Here is a 26,550-nt window from a genome sequence, read left to right on the forward strand (position 1 = left end):
CGGAGAGGCCCCACCTGTTCCCATGCCGAACACAGCAGTTAAGCTCTCCAGCGCCGATGGTAGTTGGACTGACGTCCCGTGAGAGTAGGACGCCGCCGGGCAGTACTTATACATAATTAAATTATGGATGCGATGAGCCGCATTGAGACCTTTACAGGTCTCTTTTTTTGTATAATCGGATTATATGACAGACGAGGGGGCATAAATATGGAGTGTAGTATTCAAATAAATAATATTGAAGAAACCGAAAGGCTTGCCGATACAATAGCCCAAAATATAATGCCGGGCAGTATAATTCTTCTATCCGGTGATCTGGGTGCTGGCAAGACAACATTCACACAATTTCTTGGTAGTTCTCTCGGAGTTAAAAGAAGAATGAGCTCTCCGACCTTTAATATTATCAAAACTTATCAGGGTAAATATACGATTCATCATATGGACTGTTACAGACTTGAGGATAGTGAAGAAGATTTGGGATTCGATGAATACTTCAATGATGATGATGTATCCATTGTAGAATGGCCTCAGTTTATTCAAGAATTTCTACCTGAGCAACGTTTGGAAATTCATATCGCTGTTGTTGAGCAAGTGAGACGCGTCTTTACCCTCTCTTCATTAGGTCCGGGATATACTAAAATAATGGAGGCATTAGCAAATGATTTCCCTTCTAATTGATACTTCCAACAGACCGTTATCTGTAGCTCTTAATAAGAACTGTATTTGTCTAGCGGAAATAAACACGACAGTAAAGAAGACACACTCGGCCACAGTGATGGTCTATATCAACCAATTGTTTAAGATGACAGGTTATAATAAAAAAAATATTGACCGAATTATAGTAGCCAGGGGGCCAGGATCATATACTGGTGTCCGCATCGGTGTTACTGTGGCAAAGACACTGGCATATGCCCTTCGTGTTCCTCTCTACTCGGTATCTTCATTGGCTGTCATCGCATCTTCAAGCAATAGAACAGGCATACTGGTTCCCATGTTTGATGGGAGAAGAGGAAATGTTTACAGTGCAGCTTATCAAGTGGATCAGTCTGAGATGAGCATACGAGTTACGGAAGGGTATAGGTCTCTTGATGCATTGAGTGAAAAACTTGAAGAATATCCAAAGCAACAATCTCTTTTGGATGGTGATGAGAAATTCAGTGAAAAAATTGAATCATATCTCCACACAGTCCCACGTATTAGCACGATTGAGAGGTACGTTACCATGATACGCGAGGAGGATGTTCACAGTATGGTTCCGGAATATCTAAAACTATCGGAGGCTGAGAAGAATTGGATGGAGCGTACACAGAAATAAGAAAAATGACAATCGAGGATCTGAAATCAGTATACGATATTGAATGTGCTTCTTTTCCTCACACTTCCTGGAATATGGAATCATTTTTAAGAGAGTTGACCGCTAACCAGTTTGCATACTATTTTGTGATAGAAAAGGAAGGCAATATCGTTGGCTATTGTGGTATGTGGCTGGTCATCGATCAGAGCCAGATAACAACCATAGCCGTCAGTGGTAAAGAGCAGGGCCAAGGCTACGGTCGGCAATTGATGCAGCATGCTAAAGCTTATGCATCAAATTCTGCTGATATACTATCATTAGAAGTAAGTATCGACAACGAAAAAGCAATAAAGTTATATGAAAAAGAAGGGTTCCTCTATGGGGGAATTCGTAAAGATTACTATGGACCTGGAAAGGATGCACATGTGATGTGGATGAAGCTCAATGAATGAAGATGTCGTTATACTAAGTATCGAGACGAGTTGTGATGAAACAGCATGTAGTATTGTTAGAAATGGAAATGATATTCTAGCCAATGTTGTAGTCAGTCAGATCGAAAGCCACAAACGTTTTGGCGGTGTCGTGCCAGAAGTAGCTTCAAGACATCATGTTGAGACGATAACAGTGGTTATTGAACAAGCACTTGAGACTTCGGGATTGATGCCAGAGAATCTATCTGCGGTAGCAGTGACGGAAGGGCCGGGTCTGATTGGTGCACTACTAGTCGGTATAAATGCAGCCAAAGCTTTTAGTTTTGCTCATGATCTGCCATTGATTCCGGTCCACCATATTGCAGGACACATATACGCCAATCAGTTGGAAGAGGAGATCAATTTTCCACTCATCTCCCTCATTGTTTCAGGCGGACATACAGAATTAATCTATATGAAGGATCATTTATCTTTTGAAGTTATCGGAGAGACAAGGGACGATGCGGTGGGTGAAGCTTACGATAAGGTCGCCAGAGTTATCGGACTGCCGTATCCGGGTGGTCCTCATATTGATCGCCTCAGCACAGAAGGTAAGGACAGTTTTAATTTTCCAAGAGCTTATCTTGAGCCTGGAAGTTATGATTTTAGTTTCAGTGGTTTAAAGTCGGCAGTCATTAACACATTGCACAACCATAGACAGAAAGATCTCGAAGTGAAAGATGAAGATGTAGCGAGGAGCTTTCAGGAGAGTGTCATTGATGTACTGACGAAAAAAACCATGCAAGCCGTAACGGAATACGACGTTGAAAACTTGATCATCGCTGGTGGTGTCGCAGCAAACAGAGGCCTCCGCACACGATTTGAAACACTTTGTCAGGATCAGAATATAAAATTGAGTGTTCCTGCTTTAAAATACTGCACAGACAACGCTGCAATGATTGGTGCGGTAGCTTATCATCTCTATAAACATAAAGCATTTGGTGATTTAGATCTTAACGGCAGAAACTATATTGATATTGAAGAATACAGTATATAAAAGGGCGGTCCTGTAACTCAGGACCGCCCTTTTATATAGAGTACAAAGTTTTATTTCCTAGCATCTGTGGATAAATTGTCGATAAAAAATAAAAATTTGAGGAAAGCCGACGATAACTGGGGATATATATGTGTACAAATCTGTGGATAAAAGGTGGACAATGTGGACCAATCGCAATGATCCCTGAGGTGAAAGGTTCGGTGCTGTGTATAACATCAGACAACTGATCCATCACTTTAAAAGAAGGGTATTTTCAGAGTTTATACTTCTTCAATCTGTGCCTCTGTTTCTTCCCACTCGAGCATCTTAGATTCCAATGCTTGTTGCTTCTCGATCAACTGCTGATTGTATTCCGATGCTTTCTCGTAGTCACCATATACTTCAGGCTCGGCTAGTTTCTCTTCTATACTCGAAATTTCTTCTTCCAGTTGGAGAATATTTTCTTCAATTCTCGAAGCAGCACGTTTCAGTTTCTGCATTTCATTACGCTTTTGCTTCTGCTGCTGATAATCGGAACCACTCTGCTCATCAGATCGGTTACTTTCTTCTTGGATGGCGAGCGAAGCCTGCTCATCCTTCTTGTGACGGTAATAGCTATAATCTCCATTGTAGATCTTTACATGCTGCTGATCCATTTCCACAATCTTGGTTGCAATGCGGTCAATGAAGTATCGGTCGTGAGAAACGAATAGGATTGTTCCGGGGAAGTTCTGAAGGGCTTTCTCAAGGACTTCCTTACTGTCGATATCCAAGTGGTTGGTTGGTTCATCGAGTATGAGTAGATTATTTTTTTCTAGCATCAACCGGGCCAACTGTATACGTGCTTTCTCGCCACCGCTTAAATCGTTGACACTTTTTAGTACTTCTTCCTGAGTAAAAAGGAAGCGGCCAAGGACTTTGCGAACATCGCTTTCATTCATTTCTGGATACTCGTGCCATAGTTCCTCTAATACGTTTCTGTTAGAGGTGAATTCTGCCTGTTTCTGATCATAATACCCGATGGAAACATTCGTCCCATATATGATCTCTCCCTCATGCCGCGGCAGCTCTTTGGCAATCGTCTTTACAAGAGTAGATTTGCCTATACCATTTGGACCGATGATGGCCAGCCGGTCGCCTTTATCGACATTCAGAGTGATGCCACTGTTTAGTGTCTGCTCATATCCAATGGAGAGGGAGTTGATTCTGAGAACATCGTTCCCGCTTTCCCTTCTTATATCAAAAGAAAAACGTGCACTTTTGCGGTCGATCATCGGTGTATCCATCCGATCCATCTGTTCCAGTTTCTTACGTCTGCTTTTGGCCATATTACTCGTCGATGCTCGCGCTATGTTTTTTTCAACGAATGTTTGGAGCTGTTTGATCTCCTTCTGCTGATGTTCATACGCCTTTACCTGCAGACTGAAGTTTTTTTCTTTCTCTTTCACATACTTCGTATAATTGCTGTGGTAGAGTGTTCCTCGATGCATCTCGACTTCGAATATCTTGTCTACGGTACGATCAAGGAAATAGCGATCGTGACTGATAATCGCAATTGCCCCGGTGAAGCTGTTCAGGTACTGTTCAAGCCATGTTACAGTCCCCATATCGAGATGATTGGTTGGCTCGTCGAGCAGTAGCAGATCGGGTTTTGACAAAAGCATCTGGCCGAGTGCAAGGCGTGTCTTCTGACCACCTGAGAAAGCATCGACATTACGATCAAGATCATCGTTCGAAAAGTTCAGGCCGATAAGGACTGTCTTAATCTGGGCATCAATTGTATAGCCGCCACTAGATTCGAAGATGTTCTGCAGTCTGTCGTATTTCTCCATCTGTTCACTATAGGAGGGATGCTGGTAATCGTGTTCTGCTAGCCATCTGGTTGTGGCGTTCATTTCCTCTTGGGTATACAGTAGATCGGCGAAGGGTCGCATCATTTCATCCCTTACAGTCTGAGTGGATTCAAGTGTCATCTGCTGGGTAAGGTATCCAATTGCAATACCCTTCGGAGTTGTGATTCTGCCTTCTTCAATACCGAGTTCCCCGGCCATCATCTTCATTAATGTCGTCTTGCCGGCACCGTTTTTGCCGACGATACCGACTGTTTCACCTTTTTTTATTTCAAGGTTTATATTTGAGAAAATCTGGTCTGTACCGAAAGACTTTCCTACATTTCCTAATTGCATTACTATCATATTAATTCCCCCACTCCATTCAATTTTACAATAAATGAGTCAAAAAAACGATGAAATTAAATGACAATGACTACACTATGAAAATGGAGATATGCTATAATATACCAACAGAGTGCAATAGAAGAGGTGTGGGACATTTGAATAGTAAAAAGAAAATCCCAAACGCAACAATGAAACGTCTTCCTTTATACTATAGATTTTTCAAGAACGCCGAAAAATCCAGTGTAGATAGAGTTTCCTCAAGAGAGATCAGCGAAGCACTGGATATTGATTCAGCCACAATTAGGAGAGATTTCTCCTACTTTGGTGAGCTCGGCAGGAAAGGTTACGGCTACAATGTCAAGAGCCTGCTGAATTTCTTCATGGAGCATATCCAGGGTAACGAAGTGAGGAACGTAGCGATCATTGGTGCAGGGAATTTGGGCAGTGCATTATTAAACTACAAATTCAACAACATAAATGATAGAATGAATGTGGTAGCTGCTTTTGATAGTAATGCTCAGATCGTCGGGACATCCATCAATGGCACGGCAGTATATCATTCGGATGAGCTTGAAGATCTGGTCAGTCAGCACGGCATAGACGTCGCGATACTCACCCTGCCAGCTGAAGTCAGTCAAAATATGGCTGAGCGTCTGGTGGAAGCGGGTATCAAAGGCATACTCAACTTCACGCCGATCAGATTGAACGTAAGTGATGAAATCTATGTCCATAATATAGATTTGAGCGTTGAATTACAGGCACTATTCTTTTATATGAAACATATCTAGGAGGGATACTATGCTCGAAACATTAATGCCGGTGACGCTGATGGCAGTAGGCCCGACAAGTATGATCGTGATTGCTGTTGTAGCATTGATCATATTCGGACCTAAAAAATTGCCTCAATTCGGACGCGCAATGGGTTCAACTTTAAGAGAATTTAAAGATGCAACCAAAGGTCTCGCCACTGATGATGATGACGATGACGACGAACGCGATAAGAAACAACAACCAAAGAAGATCGAAACAGTCGAAGTTGAAAAGGTTGAAGAAACTAAAGTATAAAGATCCAAAGGGGTGGCGAAAGCCGCCTTTTTTTTGAAGAGGTGAAAACGAATTATGAACGACTCGGAAAAAAGGGAGATTACCGAGCATCTGGATGAATTGAGAAAGCGGCTACTGATTGTCATGTACTTTTTCGTAGGTGCATTGATCATCGGTTTTTTCCTGTCTAAGCCATTGATTTATCATATGCAGAATGCTCCATGGACACAAGCAATACAGATGCATGCATTCCAGGTAACGGATCCATTGAAAATTTATTTAATGATTATCGTTGTCATCGGTTTCGTTATTGTGCTGCCAGTAATTCTCTATCAACTCTGGGCATTTGTTTCTCCGGGGTTATACAGTAATGAGCAGAAGCTGACTTTGAGTTATATACCGATTGTCATGATCCTGATGCTACTCGGTATGGCTTTTGGTTATTTCGTTCTTGTGCCCTATATCATCCAGTTCACGTTCGAATTATCCGAGGACATGGGTATCGAAACGACGATTGGAATCAACCAGTATTTTGGCTTCCTTTTCAGGACGGTGTTGCCATTCGGAATCATATTCCAGATGCCGATTCTAGTCTTGTTCTTAACCCAGCTAGGACTATTGACGCCATCCTTTTTGAAGCAGAACAGAAAATATGCCTACTTCATTTTGTTGGTGGTCGCAGCGCTTATTGCACCACCGGATGTGATGACGCATGTCATGATTACTATACCGATGATTATTCTTTATGAAATTAGCATCTACATTTCCAAAATCGGCTATCGTAGATATCTGAAAGCAGAGCAAAAAGCACTAGAGGAATCGTTGGATTCCGAATAGGGGGGTTCCAGGTGAAATTCAATTGGGATGAAGAAGCACCTCAGGTGCTTGATGGCAGTGATGAAAAATGGATGCACCAGCTTGGAAGGGCGCAAGAAGATCCATGGCGGCAGAAATATCATATCCAACCGCCTGCAGGCAGTATGAATTCATTGGACGGTTTCGTTTATCATGAGGGCAGGTATCATATCTTATACCAGTGGGCTCCCTTCTACTCACAAGGTAAAAAGTATCTATATCACGTCACATCGGAAAATCTTGCTGTCTATCACGATATGGGAATAGCAAGCACACTACCGCAAGGTGCATGTTCAGGTTCTGCTTCTACAATGGACGATCTGCATACGTACCATACAGTAATCGATGGAGATATATCACATCAGGAACATACGGTGTGGATTTCAGGAACAGGGGTGCTTCGTCCATCCCACACAGAGATCATTATGAAAGGATCGCCAAAAGGATATGGTGCAACTCTCAAAGATCCGAAGGTGTGGGAGGAAAGTGAAAGATATTTCATGATGCTCGGAGCGATGACACAAGATGAGTTCGGGCGTGTGCTCTGCTTCAGAGGCACAAACCTTGAAACTCTCGACTATCTGGGTGAACTGAAAACCGATCTTGACCAATTTGGTTTTATGTGGGAATCGCCTGAGCTGTTTGAATTGGATGGTGGTGATGTCCTCATGTTCTGCCCACAAGGGCTCGACAAGTATCAACATAGCTACTGGAACATCTACCAGTCTGGATATATTCTCGGCAGTGTTGATAGAGAGTCGATGACAATGGTGCATGGCGAATTCAGTGAACTAGATCAAGGTTTTGATTTCTATGCGCCGAAGACGACCTGTGACGCTTTTGGAAGACGGTTTATGATCGGATGGATGGGAATGAAGGAAACGATTTATCCTACAGATGGCACGTGGTCACATTGTCTGACGCTGCCAAGGGAGTTGTCTATTGAAGAGGGGATACTGAGGCAGCGACCCGTGGCTGCGTTATCAACTCTAAGAATGGATGAACTGACAGCGGAAGGATACTTTGATCATCGTCCGAAAAAGATGAAAGATTTCTATGGTGATAATTACGAGCTTACAATGGATATCCTCGAGAATAATGCGACGCAGATATATATCAATTTGAGAATGAGCAGAAGAGAACAGACGAGTCTAATATATGATGCCGAGGCCCATACGCTTACACTCGATACGACTTTCAGTGGCCAGATGCCTGAGAATGTCGATGGCACAACACGTACAGCGAAGCTTGACGGTCCTCTTTTAAAACTCCGCATATTTGTAGATATTTCAAGTATTGAAATTTTTATCAATGATGGGGAGGCGGTCATGACAGCCCGCATCTTTCCATCGGAAAAAGCAGAAGGGGTGGAACTGTCCACCGAACTTGGCAACTGCTATGTCAAATTGTCCAAATACAAATTAAAGCCCCTTTATGTGCATCCGGACGTTCAGACGGAATAGGGACAACGGATTTCAATGTCTGTACACAATATTATTTCAATTCTGCTTATAATCGATTGAGTATTCTGTTATTATAAACTTACATACAGTGAGGGTGAGAGGAGAAGTGGATATGTTTTCGGTACTGAGTCAGATTCGCAAACGTTATGAGTACATGACACCTGTAGAGCAGCGGATTGCAGATTTTATGCTGGCCAATCCTGCCAAAGTCATCAACATGCCTGTTAAGGACATCGCAAGAAACAGTAATACGAGCGATGCGGCTATCGTCAGATTTTCAAAGAGGATCGGTCTTGCCGGCATAAAAGAATTAAAAGTTGAGCTTGCAAAGGAGCTCCATACACTTGAGAAAGAGAACATATCAAGGGTCATCGATCTTGAAAACGATACTCATAAAGATATCTTCGACAAAGTGTTCAAAAATACGATACAAGCCCTCTACAATACAGAAAAGATTGTCGATCGTGATACGATGAAGCAGGCTGCCGAACTCTTCGCCAAATCGGACAATACATTTATATTTGGCCTTGGGGATTCCTCCAATATCGGAAATGAACTGGAACAGAAGCTACATAGAGTCAATATCAATGCGTTCTTTACTTCAGATAAGTATCTCTGCATGACACGGTTGTCCAATGCTACTGATAATGATGTCTTGTTCCTCATCACCCTATCCGGTAAGACGAAGGAAGTAGTCGAAGTTGTAAAGCTCGCCAAGAAACTTGGCGTCAAGACCGTCATACTTACCCAAAATCATGCCTCTATCGCAAAACGCAATGCAGACATTGCCATAGAAATCACAGAAGAAGAGACAAATATACAGTATATGAACATGACCAGTCGTATAGCGCAGCTCGTCATCTGCGATGTTCTATTCTTCTACATCTGTCGGGAGCTTGGATCCTCGGCATATGAAACCATTATTAAGACCTATGACGTTACACACTGATCTCCTTTCGTGCCGAAGGGAGATTTTTTTATTTATGGAGATAAGAATAATATACAGTTACTTTTTTGAAATATTTCTGAAATATTCCACGTTAATAAGACACCATTATTAAGGTTATGTAACAACTCTGATATTGGGTAGATACCCCCACGCTATTCTAATATAATGATGATTATTGAAAGAGACTATCACGAGTATAGTCTAATGGGGGAAGTCGCATTGAAGAATAAAATAATGAAGAGTGGTATTGCATGCCTATTGGTTTCATCCACTATTTTCATATCCAATATAGACACAGTCGTCGAAGCGGAAGAATCAGAAGCAGAAATGTCTGTCGAAGAATCTGTGACAAATGAAGCGGCCCAGCCAGAAAGCCTCGAAGAATCAACAGAAGAAGTAGAGGTCGAGACTACAGAGGAACGTACTACAGAACAATCTGCTGAGTCGACGACACAATCGCCAGTTGAAAGAGAAACTGTGAAAGAAGACGTACTCGTCGGTGCAATGCCCGATGATTCTCCGGAAAACGAGATTCGTCAACGCACAATAACAGCGCATGAAGCGAATGAGGAAAGTCAAGAAAGTACCCCATATGCCGAACCGTCGTCAGAGCAACCATCCCAACTCCCTTCTAATGAAACGAGCGGGAATGATATTGTACCGGAGCCTACCGCTGAACCGGTAACAGAGGAAGCGCCAACAACAGAAACTGAGACAGAAACACCCGTCCCTGAGGGAACGGGGCAGTTGCCAGCAGACGAAATCCCTGTAGAGGAAAATGAAATTCCAACTATGGAGCCAGTGGAACCGTCAGCTGAAGCACCGTCAACAGGTTCTGGAACCGAAGAATTCTCTAGCCCATATCCTGAAGTAGACAATAACAGCCTCCAGTCCGAATCGACGGAAGTGCCAGCGCAAGGAGTAAAGCGGTATTTCCGTTATGATCATGGTAATATACTAGAAGGCATCACACTTGAGCCCGGCGGACCGGAAGCAGACTTTGAACTACTGGATAAGCGTGTCAATCGCTTGCTGTCTGCAAGGATCATGGAAGAATCCGAAGTGGATGATACAGTGATATATGATATTGAGGCACAAGTCAAAAGTGAAGAGGAAGTAGCTACTGGAACATCACGTGAAGTGCTTCCGAACACGGGAGAGACGAACTATACTTTCATTTATGGTACAGTGCTGTTGATTTGTGGACTCACTTTGCTCTTCATCATGAGAAAACCGAAAAGCGATAAATAGAAAGAGTGCCCCATCCATCGGATGGGGCACTCTTTCTTATAGTACTTTATCGTCGATTGAATTCAAGTAATCTTTGACTTCCCCGACAACAGATACAAGACATCCATCTTCAAACGGAGAGGTCAGGTTGGCAGACTCGACAAGTGCATTGAACGGCAGTGAGCCACCTAGTTTACACAGTTTGATATAATCCGCCCACGCTGCATCGAAGTCTTCATTTGCACGTTTCCAGAACTGGAGTGCGCAGACCTGTGCCAGTGTATAGTCGATGTAATAGAATGGCACTCCGAATACATGCCCTTGTCTATGCCAGAACGCTCCGCTTGAGAGTGGTTCAATGCTGTCATAGTCACGATGCGGCAAATACTTATCTTCGAGCTTCTTCCATTCCTGGCGACGCTCGAGCGGTGTGAGTTCCGGATTTTCATAGACGATGTGCTGAAATTCATCAATCGCCACACCATAGGGTAGGAAGGAGATGTTGTCAGCCATATGGGTAAACTTGAATTTGTCCGTGTCTGTCTTAAAGAACAAGTCCATCCAAGGATAAGTAAAGTATTCCATACTCATGGAATGGATCTCTGCAGCCTCGAGTGTTGGGAATTGATATTCCGGTACTTCGAATCCTCTCGACATGTAGCTTTGGAATGCGTGTCCCGCCTCATGTGTCAGTACCGTCACATCATCAAGCGTGCCATTGAAGTTCGAGAAGATGAACGGAGAGGCGTAGTTCGGAATGAATGTGCAATATCCGCCGCCTTCCTTACCCTTTTTGGCTTCTACATCAAACAGTTCGCGCTCTCTCATGAATGTATAGAATTCATCAGTTTCAGAGGATAGCTCGCTGTACATCTTGGCACCGTTCTGAAGAATCTCTTCGGCATTTCCTTTAGGTGTTGCGTTGCCAGTTACGAAGTCGAAGGATTCGTCGTACGACTTCAACTCGGAGAGTCCGATTCTCTTACGTTGGCGTTCTTTCAATTCTGTCACAAGTGGAACGACATGCTCGGCTACCTGGCGTCTGAAGTTCTCTACCATATCCCGGTCATAGTCGATACGATTCATGCGGATGTAGCCAAGTTCGACGAAATCTTTATAGCCCAGTTCTTGTGCAATCTGATGGCGTGTTTTGACTAGTTCATCGAAGATTTGGTCGATTTTATCTAGTTGTTCCCCCATGAAGCCTTGTACGGCTTTTGTTGCGTCTCTTCTCATAGCACGATCCTGATGCTCAGCGTAAGGGCCGAATTCTGATAGATTAAGGACTTTACCATCGAATTCGATTTCAGCAGAAGCCATAAGTTTAGAGTACTCGGAATCGAGTTTGTTTTCTTTCTGGAGTAGCGCCTTTACTTTCGGATCGAATCCCTTAATGGCGTTCTCCGATAGGGCAAACAACTGCTTGCCGTATCTTTCTTCAAGTGCATCTCTATATGGGCTCTCGGATATTGCCTGATAGTATTTATGGTTGATCTCCTGGATCATTGGACCGTATTCATCAAAAAACGTTCTTTCCTGGTCGTAGAACTCATCTTTTGTATCAATGGAAGCACGTATGTAGGTCAGCGTACTCATTGTGGAAAGATAATTGAAATGAACATTCAGTTGGTCGATGACCCCACCCTGTTCCTCTGCTGATTGTTTCTTTTTGAATTCTTCAAGCAATGCATCTACTTTGGATGAAATTTGCTCGAGATTCGGTCTTTCGTATTCGTAATCTTTAAAAGTACGTACCATGTTTATCCCCCTAAAAGTTAAGTACACCTATCATATTATCATATTCATCTGGAATGCACCTTAAGTTTACAATATGTTCAGATTATTCGACTTATGGGTAAGAAAGTAGAGAAAGCGATCAAAGGGAGAGATGACATGGTAGAGACAGATGAACTGCTCGAAAATAGAGTTGGAGAAATGACGAGAAAGACAAATGAGATGGGGATTCCACTCATGATTGTAATTGAGGGTCCCCCGGCATCGGGTAAATCTCGACTGTCCAATGCATTGTATATGGCACTCGATGCTAAATATACAGATTTCATGGCCACCCGTCCGCCAAGAGATATCGATCTTAGATATCCATTCTTGCAGCGCTACTGGAACCACCTGCCGAAGAATGGTGATATCAATATCCATTTCAGAAGCTGGTATGCCCAGTACATCGAGTACAAGACAAACACCGTGCTTGATAACGTCAGGGTAGATTATGAAGAGATTAAACAGGATATGGATCGTTTTGAACAGACATTGATAGACAACGGATATGAAATCATCAAGTTCTATGTCCATACGACCGAAGCGGTGAGGGACAAGCATATCGAGAAGCTCAGAGCAAACCCAGTTCTAAAATGGAAGGCCGAGGAATTCGCAGAGCGTCTCGATAAGATAGATTACGAAAATGAAATGGAGCAATTTTTAAAGGCACCGACCGGCTGCCCTTGGACAGTAATCGATTTCGAAGAAAAAGGGGGCGCGATTAATACGCTGTACCGCACAATTATAGAACGGCTTGAGAAGCGGGTTGAAGCGGAAGAGAGCGCAGAAGCTTCTAAGATTGATGGTGCCTTTACTAACAGCTATGAATCGGAATTTTTCAATTTTGATTTCGAGAAGGAGAAGATTAAGAAAAAGGAATATAAGGAGATACTCCCTGACTTGCAGTCGAGAATGCGAGAAATCCAGTTTCAGCTCTATGAGAAGAAAATCCCCCTTGTCATTGTGTATGAAGGCATGGACGCGGCTGGCAAAGGAGGGAATATCAAGCGTATTCGGGAGAGCTTGGATCCAACCGGTTATACAGTCAATGCGACTGGAGCACCGACCGATATCGAGTTGGCACACCATTACCTATGGCGGTTCGCCATTAATACACCGAGAAGTGGTCATATTGGTTTTTTCGACCGCAGCTGGTATGGCAGAGTACTTGTGGAACGTATCGAGGGATTCGCCTCCAAAAAAGAATGGACCCAGGCCTATGATGAGATCAATGATTTTGAAAAATCGCTGTATAATTCCGGCGCCATTATCGTGAAATTTTTCTTGTCACTTGATAAGGATGAGCAACTCGAACGGTTCACCGACCGCCAGGAAGATGAGGATAAACAATGGAAACTGACGGATGAAGATTGGAGAAACAGGGAGAAATGGGATCTTTACGTCGAAGCTTCGGAAGATATGGTGCGTGAAACGAGTACTGCACGTGCACCGTGGCATATTATCGCTGGAAACGACAAACGGTATGCGCGGATTACAGCACTCAGAAAAGTAATAGAAGCATGCGAAGCTCGTCTTGGAAATAGCTAGAGATCACTTAACAGAAGAAAAGTCCCGGGAGGTTATGTGATAAGCCAATCCCGGGGTTTTTTTGAAAAATAAGGCATGACGGTCCTACCATCATAATTCTATCTCTTAGGCTTTCGCGCCTTCTCTTATTGGAATCTGCAGGGCAAACATACTCAGATGGCTATTGCATCCGCTTTAAAAAATGTATATCCTATAAAAGAACTATTAATTTTGAAAATTTTAATAGTTCATAATAAGTAGGGGGAATGATAGATGCAGTCGTTTAAACGGATTTTTCTTTTATTCACAGCACTGCTTCTGATATTTAGTGCGTTCGGTACCAATGTATCAGCAAATGAACTGGGCAAACCGGAACATTCGCCATCATTGGACGACACACACTTTGATCAGTATCAGAACATGCAAAGCCAGCTGGATATTCTTACGGGTGAGGCCCAGCTTGGTGAGAGTCTCGAGAATAGGGAAGGCAATGTAAATGTCATCGTACACTACAGGGAACCTTCTGTTGGACTCCAAAAGGGGATTGTACAATCTAAAGGGAAAAAATGGTCTGGACTTGATGCAGACAAAGTCAGACAAAAAATAGAGAAACAGCAGAATCAAGCGGAACACAGTATGCGGAATAAGAATATCAATTTTTCCAAAGGTAATACATACTCTACTGTGCTGAATGCTGAATCGATGACTGTTGCGGCAGAAGATCTTGGAAAACTGCTGGAAGTTGAAGAAGTGGCACTGGTCGAGGAGGACTATTTCGTCCAACTCGATCCTGAAGTCAGAACAACACATAACGAAGCTATCGAAGGTGTATCGGACGTATCAGACGAAGATATCGAACCGAACTACATTACGGGCATCACACATCTTGATATCCCGAAAGTATGGGAACTTGGCAATCGCGGCCAGGGTATCAAAGTGGGTGTCATCGATACCGGCATAGACTATAACCATCCCGATCTCGCTGATGTATACCGGGGTGGTAGAAACTATGTGAATGGCGCGGATTATCTCGTCCAGAGACCGGCAGATGATCCTTACGAAACAAAACCGGAAGAACGTCCGGATAATCTACCTGAATTTGATGATCGTGGAAACTCCTATTGGACGACACACGGTACACATGTCGCTGGAACTATCGCAGCACAAGGCAATAATGACTTCGGCATGATTGGTGTTGCACCAAATGTCGACCTTTATGCTTATCGTGTACTCGGTGCGTACGGTAGTGGGTACACATCTTGGATTGTCGGTGGAGTAGAGGGCGCAGTCGAGGATGGCATGGATGTCATCAATCTCTCCCTTGGGAATACTCTAAGTGACGAAAGTCAGGCAAATTCCTTTGCACTGAATAATGCGATGCTACTTGGCACGACAGCTTTCGCAGCAACCGGCAACTCTGGTCCGGGCCGCTCTACAGTCGGTGGACCGGCAACGAGCACGATGGCAATCAGTGTCGGCAATACAACATTACCTGAAGAAAGAGTGGCATCTAATGTCACATTGGAAGCAGGAGACTTCTCAGAAACAGTGGATGCGAATTTCATGGCCTTCATGATTGGCACGTCTCCAGAAGAAAGTCTTGAAGACTCTATGGAAGTTGTCAATGTACCTGGTGTCGGTATCGCTTCCGACTTCGAAGGTGTTGATGTTGAGAATAAAGTGGCGCTCATACAGCGCGGTGAAATTGCATTTGTAGACAAAATTGCGAATGCACGTGATAACGGCGCCGAAGGTGTTATCATCTACAACTCGGCGAACGGATCCAATGCACCTGGACCAGTCGGAATCTTCCTCGGTACAGCATTTGATTTCGTACCAACACTGGATATTTCGCATACACTTGGCGCTGAGTTTGCAGCTGCAATCGATGGTGCGGATACCGGCACTGTTACTTTCAATAGCTTTGAAGCATCTATGACAGCAGGTGACGCAGTAAATGATTCCTCTTCAAGGGGACCATCTACACCGAACTTCGATATCAAACCGGATGTCTCAGCACCAGGTACGAACATACTGTCAACAGTTCCTGAATTTGCTGCTTCCGGAGATTATTCTAGAGCATATGAACAGTACACAGGAACATCTATGGCGACTCCGCACGCAGCAGGTATCGGGGCACTGCTTCTCGAATTGCATCCAGAATGGACACCATTCGATGTAAAGTCAGCAATGAGCAACACAGCTAAAGTACTCGATACAAGCCTCTATGATGTATTCGATCAAGGCGCTGGACTCGTCCAGCCATATGCGGCAGCAACGACCAATACACTCATCAAAGTGCCACATGAATCTACAATGGATGGAGAAACACATAGCCATACACGCGGTACGATGGCCTTCGGATTCGTAAGTCCAGATGCTTCCCCGCAAACAGTAACAAAAGATTTGATCATTGAAAGTAATTCCGGAGATACCTACAGCTTTGAAGTCGTTACAGTCAAGGCACCAACAGGATCCATGTCCGGTGCAACATTGACCCCAAGCACGCAGTCAGTAACAGTAAACGGCAGCCAGACAGTTCAGTTTAATCTGAACGTGCCAGCAGGTGCTGAAGAGCCGGGTAATGAATTCCTAGGTTATATCAACGTTACAAGTGGATCTGGTACGTACTCTGTACCATTTGCCGTCGGTTTTGCACCGACGACTCAGCAAGGCTTTGCAGATCTCTACCTCAATGACTATCATATTTCGCCTAATGGAGATGGCGTACAAGACGAAACGTCTGTATATGCTGCTTTCCATAATCCCCAGCAGATGACAGCATTCAGCTGGTATGACCTGCTCAATCCAACCGCAGGACCAGAGGGCGACGGGTATATAGGAGACTTTGCCTTTATCGAGGGGATACAGTCTTCAGTGACAGTACCTGTGGATGGTACAATGTATAGCATTGAAAATGGGCAGTACGTATACTCCGACGTACCGGATGGTGTATACACGATAGATGCTATTTCGCTTCATGAAGGTGGCATTGATCTCCAGTATGATGGACCATTATTCGTTAAACGCAGTGCAACACAAGTTGTAGATCCGGCAGTTTCTGATGGTGCCATCACAGCTGGTGTTGAAGACCTATATATCGAAGTGCTTCCGGCGCTTCAGGAAATGTACGGCATATCCTATAATCCGAGCACGTTCATCAGCGGAAACTATCAGCTGACAAATAATGCGGGAACAGAGGAAGGTGCGGTGGCGATTGATACTGATGGTACATTGTCACTTGATTTCCAAGGTTACACAGGTGTATACAATCTGACACTCGATTTCACTGATGTGGCAGGCAACAGCGCTACTTATGGCTATGCCGTGAACTTTGATGAAGGTACTATCACAGAAGGTGAAGCAGACCTGCCTGATGGAGAACTACCTGAAGAAGAACCGGAAAGTAACGCATACGAGCTGACAGAAGCAGATATCGGTGATGGTATCACAAGAAACAACATCAAAGATATTCAAGTAAATGTACCTGAAGAAAACATTCAAGATGGATCTGCTTCAATCAGAATCTCGAACGATCTGATTGCGCAGTTTGCGCAGATGCGAAATAACAAGACAGTGGTACTAAATGTCGGTAGTTCAGCAGTCCAACTGACGGTTCAGAACTTCCAGCAATTTAGTGCATATGATGCTGTAGAAGTCGACTTGCAACGTACACCAAGTACAGAAGCACACCACGTTAGTGACATATACGAAGTCTTGCTCAGAGGCATCACAGGAGATCAGACAGAGACGATCACACAACTGAACTCAGCAATGAGCGTCATGATTGAATCTCCCGGTAGACACTTTGATGTATACGATATTGCGGCAGATACAATCATCAAATCTAAATACAACAAGAAACAGCAAGTCGTTCAAACCACAGTGCCATCTTCATATGTTGTCATTCAATAATAAAAATGCATCTGGGAGTCTCTCCCAGATGCATTTTGTCGTTATATATTTAGAACATCAAGTGCAATATCGCACCTGCAGTATTGCGTATTTGTTCAAGCTGATCGATATAATCTCTGAACATTACCTGAAGTAGAACAACAAGTCCATTCATGAGCATATGGACAAGTATCGGAACGATTAAACGACCACTCATGACGTATAGGAAGCTGAAAGTGTAAGCCATGGCGACATAGATGAGAATATGTGTAAGATCCCAGTGGGCCAAGGCGAAAATAAGTCCACTGATCAGTCCGGCAACGAGAAAGGCGATAGTTTTCGCTCCAGGAATGATTTCATATATTTCAGCAAATATAGCCCGGCGGAATACGTATTCTTCGAGTATCGGTCCGAGAAGTGCCACGACGAGAATCATAAACGGAGCAGATTCAATCATTTCGATGATACCGCTCGTATTCTCACTTTCCATCGGATTGCCGAGTACATAAACATTTATGAGTCCTGCTACTACCTGTGAACCATAGGCTAAAACGACACCGCCGACCACCCAGGCGATTGTTACAGGTATGTCGGACTGCGGTCCACGTTCTATACGGTTTTTATTCTTGTGCAATCGACCGATGATGATGACAATGATGACGCCAATCGCAAAAGCAGCAGCCTGGTACGGCATGACCTGATTCAGTAGTTCCGCTTCAGTAATCGAAGGGTTGGTGAAGGCCAAGACAATTGAAACGGGCAGTACAGCAAGCTGAACTGCGATGAATACGACGATGATTAAAGCGCTGTATAACTTTCTCAAAGTAAACCCTCCATTTTCCAATACAGTTATTCTACCCTAAAAATTAATGTGATTAAAGCAAATAGATATCACTTGCAATATTGACCAACTTTGATTATTATTTAATTGTTAGCACTTCGAATGTATGAGTGCTAAATCTAATGATATTTGTACTATTAAAGGAGGGTTTTCACGTGTTGAAACCATTAGGCAACAGAGTCGTCATCGATCTGACTCAAAAGGAAGAAACGACAAAGAGCGGTATCATCCTGACTGAATCCGCAAAGGAAAAACCGCAGGAAGGTACTGTAGTGGCAGTCGGCTCAGGAAAAGTATTGGAGAATGGCAATCGCGCTGAAGTTGAAGTAAAAGAAGGCGATCGTGTCGTCTATTCCAAATTTGCTGGTACTGAAATCAGACATGATGATCAGGACTATTTGATTCTTGCAGATTCCGACATTCTGGCAGTAATCGAATAACCGCATCCAATAAAAATACGCACAATGCATTAGATTTAGATTTGTATAGGAGGAATGATTGTAAATGGCTAAAGAACTGAAATTTTCTGAAGACGCACGCCAGTCCATGCTTGCTGGTGTCGATAAATTGGCAAACGCCGTAAAAGTGACACTTGGACCCAAAGGACGTAATGTTGTTCTCGATAAGTCCTTCACTTCACCACTGATCACAAACGATGGTGTGACAATCGCAAAAGAGATTGAACTTGAAGACCCATATGAAAACATGGGTGCCAAGCTGGTTGCCGAAGTGGCAAACCAAACGAACGAAATTGCTGGTGACGGTACAACAACAGCGACAGTACTCGCACAGGCAATGATTCAAGAAGGTCTTAAAAACGTAACAAGCGGTGCCAATCCCGTAGGTATCAGATCCGGTATTTCAAAAGCTGTGGAAGTTGCGGTAGAAGAACTGCAGAACATCTCCCGTCCAGTACAGGATAAGGAATCCATTGCACAAGTTGGTGCAATTTCAGCAGCCGATCCGGAAGTTGGCGATTACATTTCCGAAGCAATGGAAAAAGTCGGTAACGATGGTGTCATCACAATCGAAGAGTCTCGTGGTTTCAAAACGGAACTTGAAGTCGTTGAAGGTATGCAGTTCGACCGGGGTTATACGTCTCCTTACATGGTGACAGATTCCGAGAAGATGGTCGCAGACCTAGATAACCCTTATATCCTCATTACAGATAAGAAAATCTCAAATTTCCAGGATATTCTGCCACTGCTCGAGCAGATCGTTCAACAGTCCCGTCCAGTACTCATCATTGCAGACGATGTTGAGGGCGATGCGATGGCGAACCTCGTACTGAATAAACTGCGTGGTACATTCACTGCAATCGCAGTCAAAGCACCAGGTTTCGGTGATCGCCGCAAAGCGATGCTCGAAGATATCGCAGTACTCACTGGTGGACAGGTCATCACAGAAGATCTTGGACTTGATCTGAAAGAAGCGACAGTTGATATGCTCGGTACAGCATCCAAAGTCAACGTAACAAAAGATCACACAACTGTGGTTGAGGGTGCTGGAGAGAAAACAAACATCGAAGCACGTATCGGTCAGATTAGATCCCAAATCGAAGAGACAGCCTCAACGTTCGATAAGGAAAAACTACAAGAACGCCTTGCAAAACTTTCTGGTGGTGTCGCAGTCATCAAAGTTGGTGCTGCAACTGAAACGGAAATGAAAGAGCGTAAACTCCGCATAGAGGATGCTTTGAACTCCACACGTGCCGCTGTTGAAGAAGGCATCGTAGCTGGCGGGGGAACGGCACTCGTTAACATCTACAACAAAGTAGCAGAAATCGAAGCAACAGGCGATGTGAAGACAGGTGTCAATATCGTACTAAAAGCACTCGAAGCACCACTCCGTCAGATTGTTGAAAATGCTGGACTTGAAGGTTCTGTTATTGTGGAACGTCTCAAGACACAAGAAGCGGGCATCGGATTCAATGCAGCCACTGACGAATGGGTAAACATGATCGACGAAGGTATCGTGGATCCTACAAAAGTGACCCGTTCCGCACTGCAGAATGCAGGTTCCGTTGCAGCCATGTTCCTCACGACTGAAGCAGTCGTTGCTGACATTCCAAGTGAGAGTGGTGGCGGAGACATGGGTGCCGGCATGGGCGGCGGCATGCCAGGCATGATGTAGAAACCTTCCAAAGTGTTGAATTGACAAGGGTTATTGCTCTTTTTTACACTTCAGCGAGGATATTCTATAGAGGACTCCGACAAGGTTGTAAACCTTGTGGGAGTCTTTTTTATGTACTTCCTTGTAAAATAATAATTATTTCCAATCAGCTGAGGCCCCACTTTCAAAATAGGATAAAGATGGGAAATGTAAAAACGGTTGCCATAAAAAAATAATGAGAATAGTTTTTTATGAAGGGACACTAGATTTAGTGTCATACTGTTAATATCTATGGGGGTTTAATGTGAACAATTAATAAATAATTTGCGTATCGAAACTACATCTCATTTTTTCGTGTTAGAATCTAAAATAATTACATATGCATATCTGCGGATATAATCAATTTGGAGAGGAAGTCATGATATATGAAAAATCAGTCTTGTTGTTCAGGTAGCCGAGAGATGATCCAAAACAGTACAATAAAAAAAGCAGAGCAGGAGAAACAGAACGAGCCTCGGGGAGATGATGTTCGTTTCGAATCGAAGATGGTCCGTATCCCCGGGGGGAACTTCCTTATGGGGACCGAGGATGGAGAGGGATTCGCGTCTGATGGAGAAGGACCGATAAGAAACGTAGAAGTCTCCCCTTTTTATATAGATGCCCATACGGTGACGAATCGTGAATTTGCACAATTTGTTAAGGAAACTGGCTACCGAACAGAAGCAGAATCTTACGGGTGGTCTTTCATATTCTATAAGTTGCTTCCTGAAAAGTATGAACCGACAGTGCAACAGTTGCCAGGTATTCCTTGGTGGTATGCTGCGGAAGGCGTTTATTGGTATCAACCTGAAGGGCAGGGCTCTTCTATCAAAGAGCGTATGGAGCATCCGGTTATTCACGTCTCTTGGAATGATGCTGCAGAGTTCTGCAAATGGGCTGGAAAACGATTGCCGACAGAAGCAGAATGGGAAATGGCTGCCCGAGGGGGCCTAGAACAAAAGAAGTTCCCCTGGGGAGATGAACTTACTCCAGACGGAGTACACTACTGTAATATATGGCAAGGAGATTTTCCAAGAGAGAATACGCTAGAGGACGGATTTATGAGCACTGCACCTGCTGAGTCATTTCCACCAAATGGTTATGGTCTATACAACGTGGCGGGGAACGTATGGGAGTGGTGCTCGGACTGGTTTGCGAAAAGTAATCAGCACCGTTCCGGAGTCGATCCGACTGGCCCTATGGAGGGAAAAGCAAAAGTAATGCGTGGCGGTTCCTATCTTTGCCACCATTCATACTGTAACCGCTACAGGGTAGCCGCGAGAAGTTCTAATACTATGGACAGTTCTGCTGGCAACATTGGATTTCGTTGTGTAGTTTCAGCAATCGACTAGTGAGGCTTCCATTTTGAATTAGTAAAAATGGAATATAATAAAAAACGTATCCCTGAAGAAATTAGGTTACCTCCTGCTTTCTTCAGGGATATTTACATACTTTATTACTGTATAAATTACTGTCACTCAAATTATAGAATAGAGTAGGCATTGCGAAACTTTTTAGGAGTCAATCCGGTATGTTTCTTGAATACTCTTGTAAAATAGCTTTGATCGTGGAAATTGAGCAACGTTGAAATCTCCAATAGAGAGTAGTCTGAGGAAGTGATCAGCAGTTTTGATTCTTCTACTTTTGCTTCCTGAATATAATCTTTTAAATTCATACCGGTTTCTTTTTTAAATAATGCAGACAAATAATTTGGGTGTACATTCACTGTCTCTGCTAGTCTGCCAAGTGTAAGATCATCATATAGATTTTTAAAGACATAGCTCACACATTGGTTGATAATGACCGAATATTGAAGCCTTGTTTTCTTTGCGACTTGAGACGTGAAATCGATGATGGCTGTCTCCAATGCATGATCGACCTCTTCTTGTGAATCCAACTCCTCCAAATTCTGTATATGGAGATCACTCAACGTATAAGCAACTTCATTATGCACACCGTTTTTCATAACTTCTCGTGTCATCAGGGCGATGATGACAATTCCCAAGTTCTTTCTACCACGTAACAGATTCCTCTTTGATAGGACCCCAGTCTTACCTGAATCGGGTGTTGACCGAAATTCCTTTATTGCAGTCTGAGCATCCCCTTTTTGTACAGCCTGAAGAAACTTTCTCTCATAAAGTTGAGTATGATGGAGGGAAAATTCTCTTCTACCTTTGGAAATTGCCATATCAGGTGCTTGCAGTTCTTCTATCTTGATATGATTCTTGTTGTGGATAATATCATTCAATTCAATCTGTTCATTATGAATCATGTAGTACAGCTGCATAAGAATATAGAAATCTTTAGTCCCATCCAGTCTTGCAAGAGATGTTAGATAGTTTTCGATTTCACTATTTTGCCTGTTACTTGAGAGCTTTCTCATAATACTCTCTTTTTTGGTATCACTATCCAGATAGGGCCCAATAATGAATATCCCTTCTGCTGTATCGCCACTAATGTAAGGTAGTGTTATGAACTTCTCCATATAAACAGTACTTTGGATGGAGGGGCCGTCGATTTTGGTTTGTTCATAGATTTTCTTCAACATCTTGGATTTAGAGGGATAGAAAGGATTTTTATCATAGTTGAAAGAGAATTCAACAATTATCTCTTGATCAAAGTTCATGAAGAAGACTGGAATCCGATGGATCTCAAAGAACACTCTGCTAATGTATTCAAGTTTATCTGCGTTTTGTTCTATTTTAATCCCTCCTATGTTTATATGTTATCAATTAATATACAGCTCATAAAAATTTTTAATATTTTCATTACTTAATATTAATATATTACTAAAAATATTGATAGATAGACACATAAATTGAGTAAAACCCTTTATATTTTAGAAAGCGCTTACGAAAACGCTTTATGAATATAATGTCAGGTGGAATTCTATGTTTAAGGTAGATCAGGTTCCTTGGAAGGAACGAATCAGTTATGGGTTGGCGGATACAGCTTCCAACTTAATTTTTGTTATGGTATCCACTTATTTACTTTACTTTTATACTGATGTCTTCGGCATCGGTGCGGGTGTCGTGGGCACACTGTTTCTTATTGTAAGGTTTCTTGATGCAGGTACCGATCTTTTGGCTGGGTATGTCATCGACCGCACAAATACGAAATGGGGTAAATTCAGACCGTACTTCTTATGGATGTGTTTGCCTTTCGCCATTTTAGGTGTCATCGCATTTCTTACACCAGATTTAAGTGCGGAAGGTAAGATATGGTATGCGTATTCAACATACATACTTCTAGGGCTTGCATATACATTCATCAATATTCCTCTATCTGCAATGCTACCAAGTATGTCGAATAACCCTCAAGAAAGACATGAAGTTACTTCAATACGATTGATTTTTGCGCAGATTGGTGGATTTATAGTTTCTGTCTTCACATTGCCGTTAGTTTCTTTCTTTGGAGATGGCAATGAAGCAAGAGGGTTCGCACTTACGATGACTCTTTTTGGAATCATTGCGATACCAATGTTCATCAATGCTTTCAAGAATACGACTGAGAGACAATATTACAAGACTCAAGAAGTGGTCCCGCTTAAAGAAGGTATGAAAGCTTTCAATCTACCATGGTTGATCATTTTCATTTCGAAGATGGCATTCTTTTTCATCTTCATTATAAGAAATCAATCCACCGTTTATTTCGTCCAATACAATTTTGGAAGGCAAGATATTGTCCCAATTGTAATGGGGTTGAACTATTTAACGGTTGTTGCACTTCTGCTCATTCCCTTCTTTACAAAACGATTTGGTGGAAAAGGAACAATGCAGTTGGGTATCATCATAGGTATTATTGGTTCTCTAATTATATATGTTGCTACATTTACTTCGTCTATCCCGCTGCTTTATGTGGGTGTGGGTGTCGGAAGTATCGGACTCGGTCTAATTCCAAGTCTCTTGTTCTCCCTCATTGCCGATACTATTGATTATGGTGAATGGAAATCTGGAGTAAGAGCCAATGGTCTCCTATACTCTGGTTCTACTTTCGCAGCAAAGTTTGGTATGGGTATTGGTGGAGCGGCAGGTGCATGGATGCTTGCATTCGGTAATTACGTCCCTAATGCTGAATCCCAGTCTGCTTCCGCATTAAGCGCCATCGAGTTTAGTTATATCTGGTTTCCTGTTATCAGTTTCAGTCTAGTGCTGATTCTACTTCAATTCTATAAACTGGATAAAATGCATCCTCAAATTGTAGCTGAGTTGAGAGAGAGAAATGGAGAAGTTGAGGAAGTAACGACAAAGAATTAAAGAGTGTCTTATTAGAGATTTTAAAGATGCAAACGATAAGAAACATAATTTGAAATACAAGGAGCGATATACGTGAAAGTTTTATTTCTAGATTTAGACTCTGTCAGTCCACGCCACTTAGGGTGTTACGGTTACGAACGAGATACTTCTCCGAATATTGATCAGATTGCTGAGAGAGGTGTCCAGTTCAATAACTACTATACTTCTGATGCCCCTTGTGCTCCTTCCAGAACAGCGCTGATGTCTGGACAATTCGGTCTAAGAAACGGACTTGTGAATCACGGAGGTACTGCAGGTGACATGAGACACCAAGGAGAGAGCAGAAACCTATTTTCAGATCTATCCGTCGGTGGTTCACTCCCCTCATTCCTGCAGCTTGGTGCACGGTTGAATACAGCCTTGATCAGTCCATTTCCGCAAAGACATGGAACGTACAACTTCTATGCGGGTTTCAATGAGATTTTCAACACAGGTGGGTTCGGAATGGAATCTGCTGAGCAGGTGACACCTGTAGCCAAAGATTGGTTGGACAAGAATGGTAAAGACGACGATTGGTTCCTTTACATTAACTATTGGGATGCACATACGCCTTACCGGGCACCTGAGAGTTTCGGAAATCCATTCGAAAATACTGAATTACCATCATGGGCCAACGAAGAAACCCTTGAAAAGCATCAACAGGCAGTGGGACCACATAGTGTACACGAGCTTGAAATCGATCATAATAATATGACTTATACCAACGAGATGAGCGATAAGTTCCCAAGAAGCCCAGGCGAGATAAAGACGATGGCTGATTTGAGAAAGATGATTGATGGATATGATACGGGGATCCGTTACGTAGATGAACACGTAGGGATGCTGGTTGATCATCTTGAGCAACTGGGTGTGTTGGAAGACACTGTCATCATCATTTCTGCAGATCACGGGGAAAACATGGGACAGCTTGGCATTTACGGAGAACACGCGACTGCAGATGATGGGACATGTCGGATACCGATGATCATCAAATGGCCAGGCATGCAAGAAGGTATTGTGGACGAAGGTCTCCACTATCATCTGGACTTACCGCTTACATTGGCGGAAATGTTTGATCTGCCAGCTTCTCCAAATTGGGACGGTCGCAGCTTTGCTGATTCCTTGAAAACCGGCGCAGATACCGGAAGGGACTATCTGGTAATTTCACAATGTGCCCATGTTGCGCAGCGCAGTGTCAGATTCGGTGATTGGCTCTATATGAAAACATACCATGACGGTTACCATCTATTCGATGATGAGATGCTGTTCAATTTGAAGGATGATCCGAGAGAAGAAAATAATGTTGCTGAAGCACACAGAGAAGTATGTATGGAAGGCGCCTACTATTTGAACCAGTGGCGTGATACGACGATGATAAGAGCAGGTCTTGATGTCGATCCGCTTTGGACAGTCATGAAAGAGGGCGGACCTTTCCATGCCAAAGGGTTCCTTAAGAATTATGGTCAGAGATTAGTTGAAACTGGACGCGAAGAACAGTTCGAAAAATTGAAAGCAAAGCATCCCCAGGAGTTTCCGGAAGAAAGAAGAGATGAAAAAGGCGAGTTCACTCGAAAAATGATGTCCAGTTTATTTGAATAATAGTAAATAGAGCATGGATGACAAGTTAATTGA

Annotated in this window: 21 protein-coding genes and 1 rRNA gene; 18 read left to right on the forward strand and 4 right to left on the reverse strand. The window is 43.1% G+C overall.

Features of this window, described 5'->3' with window-relative positions:
• The 5 genes from rrf to tsaD form a co-directional block, all read left to right on the forward strand.
• Window positions 1–101, forward strand: a 5S ribosomal RNA gene (gene rrf / locus ACFOJ8_RS12040); the annotation flags it as partial.
• A 106-nt stretch (window positions 102–207) separates the two neighbouring features.
• On the forward strand, window positions 208–675 hold the full coding sequence (tsaE, locus tag ACFOJ8_RS12045) for a tRNA (adenosine(37)-N6)-threonylcarbamoyltransferase complex ATPase subunit type 1 TsaE (RefSeq protein WP_380652182.1): 468 nt from the start codon (window positions 208–210) through the stop codon (window positions 673–675).
• On the forward strand, window positions 656–1,312 hold the full coding sequence (gene tsaB / locus ACFOJ8_RS12050) for a tRNA (adenosine(37)-N6)-threonylcarbamoyltransferase complex dimerization subunit type 1 TsaB (RefSeq protein ID WP_380652185.1): 657 nt from the start codon (window positions 656–658) through the stop codon (window positions 1,310–1,312). The genes tsaE and tsaB overlap by 20 nt, the downstream gene beginning before the upstream one ends.
• Window positions 1,313–1,317: 5 nt before the next feature.
• The gene (gene rimI / locus ACFOJ8_RS12055) at window positions 1,318–1,743 is read left to right on the forward strand and encodes a ribosomal protein S18-alanine N-acetyltransferase (RefSeq protein ID WP_380652188.1); all 426 of its coding nucleotides are present in this window, start codon (window positions 1,318–1,320) and stop codon (window positions 1,741–1,743) included.
• Entirely contained in the window at window positions 1,736–2,758 is a 1,023-nt protein-coding gene (gene tsaD / locus ACFOJ8_RS12060; protein WP_380652191.1) for a tRNA (adenosine(37)-N6)-threonylcarbamoyltransferase complex transferase subunit TsaD, read from the forward strand. Before rimI ends, tsaD begins: the two co-directional genes overlap by 8 nt.
• Before the next feature lie 260 nt (window positions 2,759–3,018).
• Here the strand turns inward: tsaD and ACFOJ8_RS12065 are convergent, their stop codons facing one another.
• The gene (locus ACFOJ8_RS12065) at window positions 3,019–4,932 is read right to left on the reverse strand and encodes an ABC transporter ATP-binding protein (protein WP_380652195.1); all 1,914 of its coding nucleotides are present in this window, start codon (window positions 4,930–4,932) and stop codon (window positions 3,019–3,021) included.
• 137 nt (window positions 4,933–5,069) lie between these two features.
• Between ACFOJ8_RS12065 and ACFOJ8_RS12070 the strand changes: the two genes are divergently transcribed.
• The 6 genes from ACFOJ8_RS12070 (at window position 5,070) to ACFOJ8_RS12095 (ending at window position 10,476) form a co-directional block, all read left to right on the forward strand.
• Window positions 5,070–5,702, forward strand: a complete 633-nt coding sequence (locus ACFOJ8_RS12070) for a redox-sensing transcriptional repressor Rex (RefSeq protein WP_380652198.1) — start codon at window positions 5,070–5,072, stop codon at window positions 5,700–5,702.
• Between the two features lie 10 nt (window positions 5,703–5,712).
• A complete protein-coding gene (locus ACFOJ8_RS12075; protein WP_449329072.1) occupies window positions 5,713–5,979 on the forward strand; it encodes a twin-arginine translocase TatA/TatE family subunit in 267 nt (88 codons plus the stop codon).
• A 54-nt stretch (window positions 5,980–6,033) separates the two neighbouring features.
• Window positions 6,034–6,795 carry a twin-arginine translocase subunit TatC gene (gene tatC / locus ACFOJ8_RS12080; protein ID WP_380652201.1) on the forward strand — a complete coding sequence of 254 codons (762 nt, stop codon included), beginning with the start codon at window positions 6,034–6,036 and terminating at the stop codon, window positions 6,793–6,795.
• 11 nt (window positions 6,796–6,806) lie between these two features.
• A complete protein-coding gene (locus tag ACFOJ8_RS12085; protein WP_380652204.1) occupies window positions 6,807–8,276 on the forward strand; it encodes a glycoside hydrolase family 32 protein in 1,470 nt (489 codons plus the stop codon).
• Between the two features lie 112 nt (window positions 8,277–8,388).
• Window positions 8,389–9,225 (forward strand): MurR/RpiR family transcriptional regulator, encoded by an 837-nt coding sequence (locus ACFOJ8_RS12090; RefSeq protein WP_380652207.1) that lies wholly within the window; start codon window positions 8,389–8,391, stop codon window positions 9,223–9,225.
• Window positions 9,226–9,390: 165 nt separating this feature from the next.
• Window positions 9,391–10,476 carry an LPXTG cell wall anchor domain-containing protein gene (locus ACFOJ8_RS12095; RefSeq protein WP_380659936.1) on the forward strand — a complete coding sequence of 362 codons (1,086 nt, stop codon included), beginning with the start codon at window positions 9,391–9,393 and terminating at the stop codon, window positions 10,474–10,476.
• 36 nt (window positions 10,477–10,512) lie between these two features.
• On the opposite strand, the gene ACFOJ8_RS12100 is transcribed toward ACFOJ8_RS12095, so the two are convergent.
• Window positions 10,513–12,213, reverse strand: a complete 1,701-nt coding sequence (locus ACFOJ8_RS12100; protein WP_380652213.1) for a M3 family oligoendopeptidase — start codon at window positions 12,211–12,213, stop codon at window positions 10,513–10,515.
• A 135-nt stretch (window positions 12,214–12,348) separates the two neighbouring features.
• On the opposite strand from ACFOJ8_RS12100, the gene ACFOJ8_RS12105 reads away from it, so the two are divergent.
• Window positions 12,349–13,779 (forward strand): phosphate--AMP phosphotransferase, encoded by a 1,431-nt coding sequence (locus tag ACFOJ8_RS12105; protein ID WP_380656988.1) that lies wholly within the window; start codon window positions 12,349–12,351, stop codon window positions 13,777–13,779.
• A gap of 252 nt (window positions 13,780–14,031) precedes the next feature.
• Window positions 14,032–17,673, forward strand: a complete 3,642-nt coding sequence (locus ACFOJ8_RS12110; protein ID WP_380652216.1) for a S8 family serine peptidase — start codon at window positions 14,032–14,034, stop codon at window positions 17,671–17,673.
• Window positions 17,674–17,722: 49 nt separating this feature from the next.
• Here the strand turns inward: ACFOJ8_RS12110 and ACFOJ8_RS12115 are convergent, their stop codons facing one another.
• Entirely contained in the window at window positions 17,723–18,475 is a 753-nt protein-coding gene (locus ACFOJ8_RS12115; protein WP_380652219.1) for a CPBP family intramembrane glutamic endopeptidase, read from the reverse strand.
• Window positions 18,476–18,648: 173 nt separating this feature from the next.
• Between ACFOJ8_RS12115 and groES the strand changes: the two genes are divergently transcribed.
• From groES to ACFOJ8_RS12130, 3 genes are all read left to right on the forward strand, one after another.
• Window positions 18,649–18,933 carry a co-chaperone GroES gene (groES, locus tag ACFOJ8_RS12120; RefSeq protein ID WP_380652222.1) on the forward strand — a complete coding sequence of 95 codons (285 nt, stop codon included), beginning with the start codon at window positions 18,649–18,651 and terminating at the stop codon, window positions 18,931–18,933.
• Window positions 18,934–18,997: 64 nt separating this feature from the next.
• Entirely contained in the window at window positions 18,998–20,626 is a 1,629-nt protein-coding gene (groL, locus tag ACFOJ8_RS12125; protein WP_380652224.1) for a chaperonin GroEL, read from the forward strand.
• A 404-nt stretch (window positions 20,627–21,030) separates the two neighbouring features.
• Window positions 21,031–21,996, forward strand: a complete 966-nt coding sequence (locus ACFOJ8_RS12130) for a formylglycine-generating enzyme family protein (protein ID WP_380652227.1) — start codon at window positions 21,031–21,033, stop codon at window positions 21,994–21,996.
• Window positions 21,997–22,127: 131 nt separating this feature from the next.
• Here the strand turns inward: ACFOJ8_RS12130 and ACFOJ8_RS12135 are convergent, their stop codons facing one another.
• Window positions 22,128–23,270 carry a helix-turn-helix domain-containing protein gene (locus tag ACFOJ8_RS12135; protein ID WP_380652230.1) on the reverse strand — a complete coding sequence of 381 codons (1,143 nt, stop codon included), beginning with the start codon at window positions 23,268–23,270 and terminating at the stop codon, window positions 22,128–22,130.
• A gap of 265 nt (window positions 23,271–23,535) precedes the next feature.
• Here ACFOJ8_RS12135 and ACFOJ8_RS12140 point away from each other — a divergent pair, with 265 nt between their 5' ends.
• Both ACFOJ8_RS12140 and ACFOJ8_RS12145 read left to right on the forward strand, forming a co-directional pair.
• Window positions 23,536–24,900, forward strand: coding sequence for a glycoside-pentoside-hexuronide (GPH):cation symporter (locus ACFOJ8_RS12140; RefSeq protein ID WP_380652233.1), 1,365 nt, complete (start codon window positions 23,536–23,538; stop codon window positions 24,898–24,900).
• Window positions 24,901–24,972: 72 nt separating this feature from the next.
• Window positions 24,973–26,517, forward strand: coding sequence for a sulfatase family protein (locus tag ACFOJ8_RS12145; RefSeq protein WP_380652236.1), 1,545 nt, complete (start codon window positions 24,973–24,975; stop codon window positions 26,515–26,517).
• The last annotated feature ends 33 nt before the right edge of the window (window positions 26,518–26,550 follow it).

The organism is Salinicoccus sesuvii (genome assembly GCF_042648145.1).
GTDB classification, from domain to species: Bacteria; Bacillota; Bacilli; order Staphylococcales; family Salinicoccaceae; genus Salinicoccus; species Salinicoccus sesuvii.

What these genes read in the sequence shown, in the direction of transcription:
- tsaB (WP_380652185.1), top strand. Translation starts at nt 656, where the DNA reads ATGATTTCCCTTCTAATTGATACTTCCAACAGACCGTTATCTGTAGCT.
- ACFOJ8_RS12095 (WP_380659936.1), top strand. Translation starts at nt 9,391, where the DNA reads ATGATGATTATTGAAAGAGACTATCACGAGTATAGTCTAATGGGGGAA.
- ACFOJ8_RS12100 (WP_380652213.1), bottom strand. Translation starts at nt 12,213, where the DNA reads ATGGTACGTACTTTTAAAGATTACGAATACGAAAGACCGAATCTCGAG.
- tsaE (WP_380652182.1), top strand. Translation starts at nt 208, where the DNA reads ATGGAGTGTAGTATTCAAATAAATAATATTGAAGAAACCGAAAGGCTT.
- ACFOJ8_RS12135 (WP_380652230.1), bottom strand. Translation starts at nt 23,270, where the DNA reads ATGAACTTTGATCAAGAGATAATTGTTGAATTCTCTTTCAACTATGAT.
- ACFOJ8_RS12090 (WP_380652207.1), top strand. Translation starts at nt 8,389, where the DNA reads ATGTTTTCGGTACTGAGTCAGATTCGCAAACGTTATGAGTACATGACA.
- ACFOJ8_RS12065 (WP_380652195.1), bottom strand. Translation starts at nt 4,932, where the DNA reads ATGATAGTAATGCAATTAGGAAATGTAGGAAAGTCTTTCGGTACAGAC.
- ACFOJ8_RS12140 (WP_380652233.1), top strand. Translation starts at nt 23,536, where the DNA reads ATGTTTAAGGTAGATCAGGTTCCTTGGAAGGAACGAATCAGTTATGGG.
- ACFOJ8_RS12105 (WP_380656988.1), top strand. Translation starts at nt 12,349, where the DNA reads ATGGTAGAGACAGATGAACTGCTCGAAAATAGAGTTGGAGAAATGACG.
- ACFOJ8_RS12130 (WP_380652227.1), top strand. Translation starts at nt 21,031, where the DNA reads ATGAAAAATCAGTCTTGTTGTTCAGGTAGCCGAGAGATGATCCAAAAC.
- groL (WP_380652224.1), top strand. Translation starts at nt 18,998, where the DNA reads ATGGCTAAAGAACTGAAATTTTCTGAAGACGCACGCCAGTCCATGCTT.
- rimI (WP_380652188.1), top strand. Translation starts at nt 1,318, where the DNA reads ATGACAATCGAGGATCTGAAATCAGTATACGATATTGAATGTGCTTCT.
- ACFOJ8_RS12075 (WP_449329072.1), top strand. Translation starts at nt 5,713, where the DNA reads ATGCTCGAAACATTAATGCCGGTGACGCTGATGGCAGTAGGCCCGACA.
- tatC (WP_380652201.1), top strand. Translation starts at nt 6,034, where the DNA reads ATGAACGACTCGGAAAAAAGGGAGATTACCGAGCATCTGGATGAATTG.
- tsaD (WP_380652191.1), top strand. Translation starts at nt 1,736, where the DNA reads ATGAATGAAGATGTCGTTATACTAAGTATCGAGACGAGTTGTGATGAA.
- ACFOJ8_RS12110 (WP_380652216.1), top strand. Translation starts at nt 14,032, where the DNA reads ATGCAGTCGTTTAAACGGATTTTTCTTTTATTCACAGCACTGCTTCTG.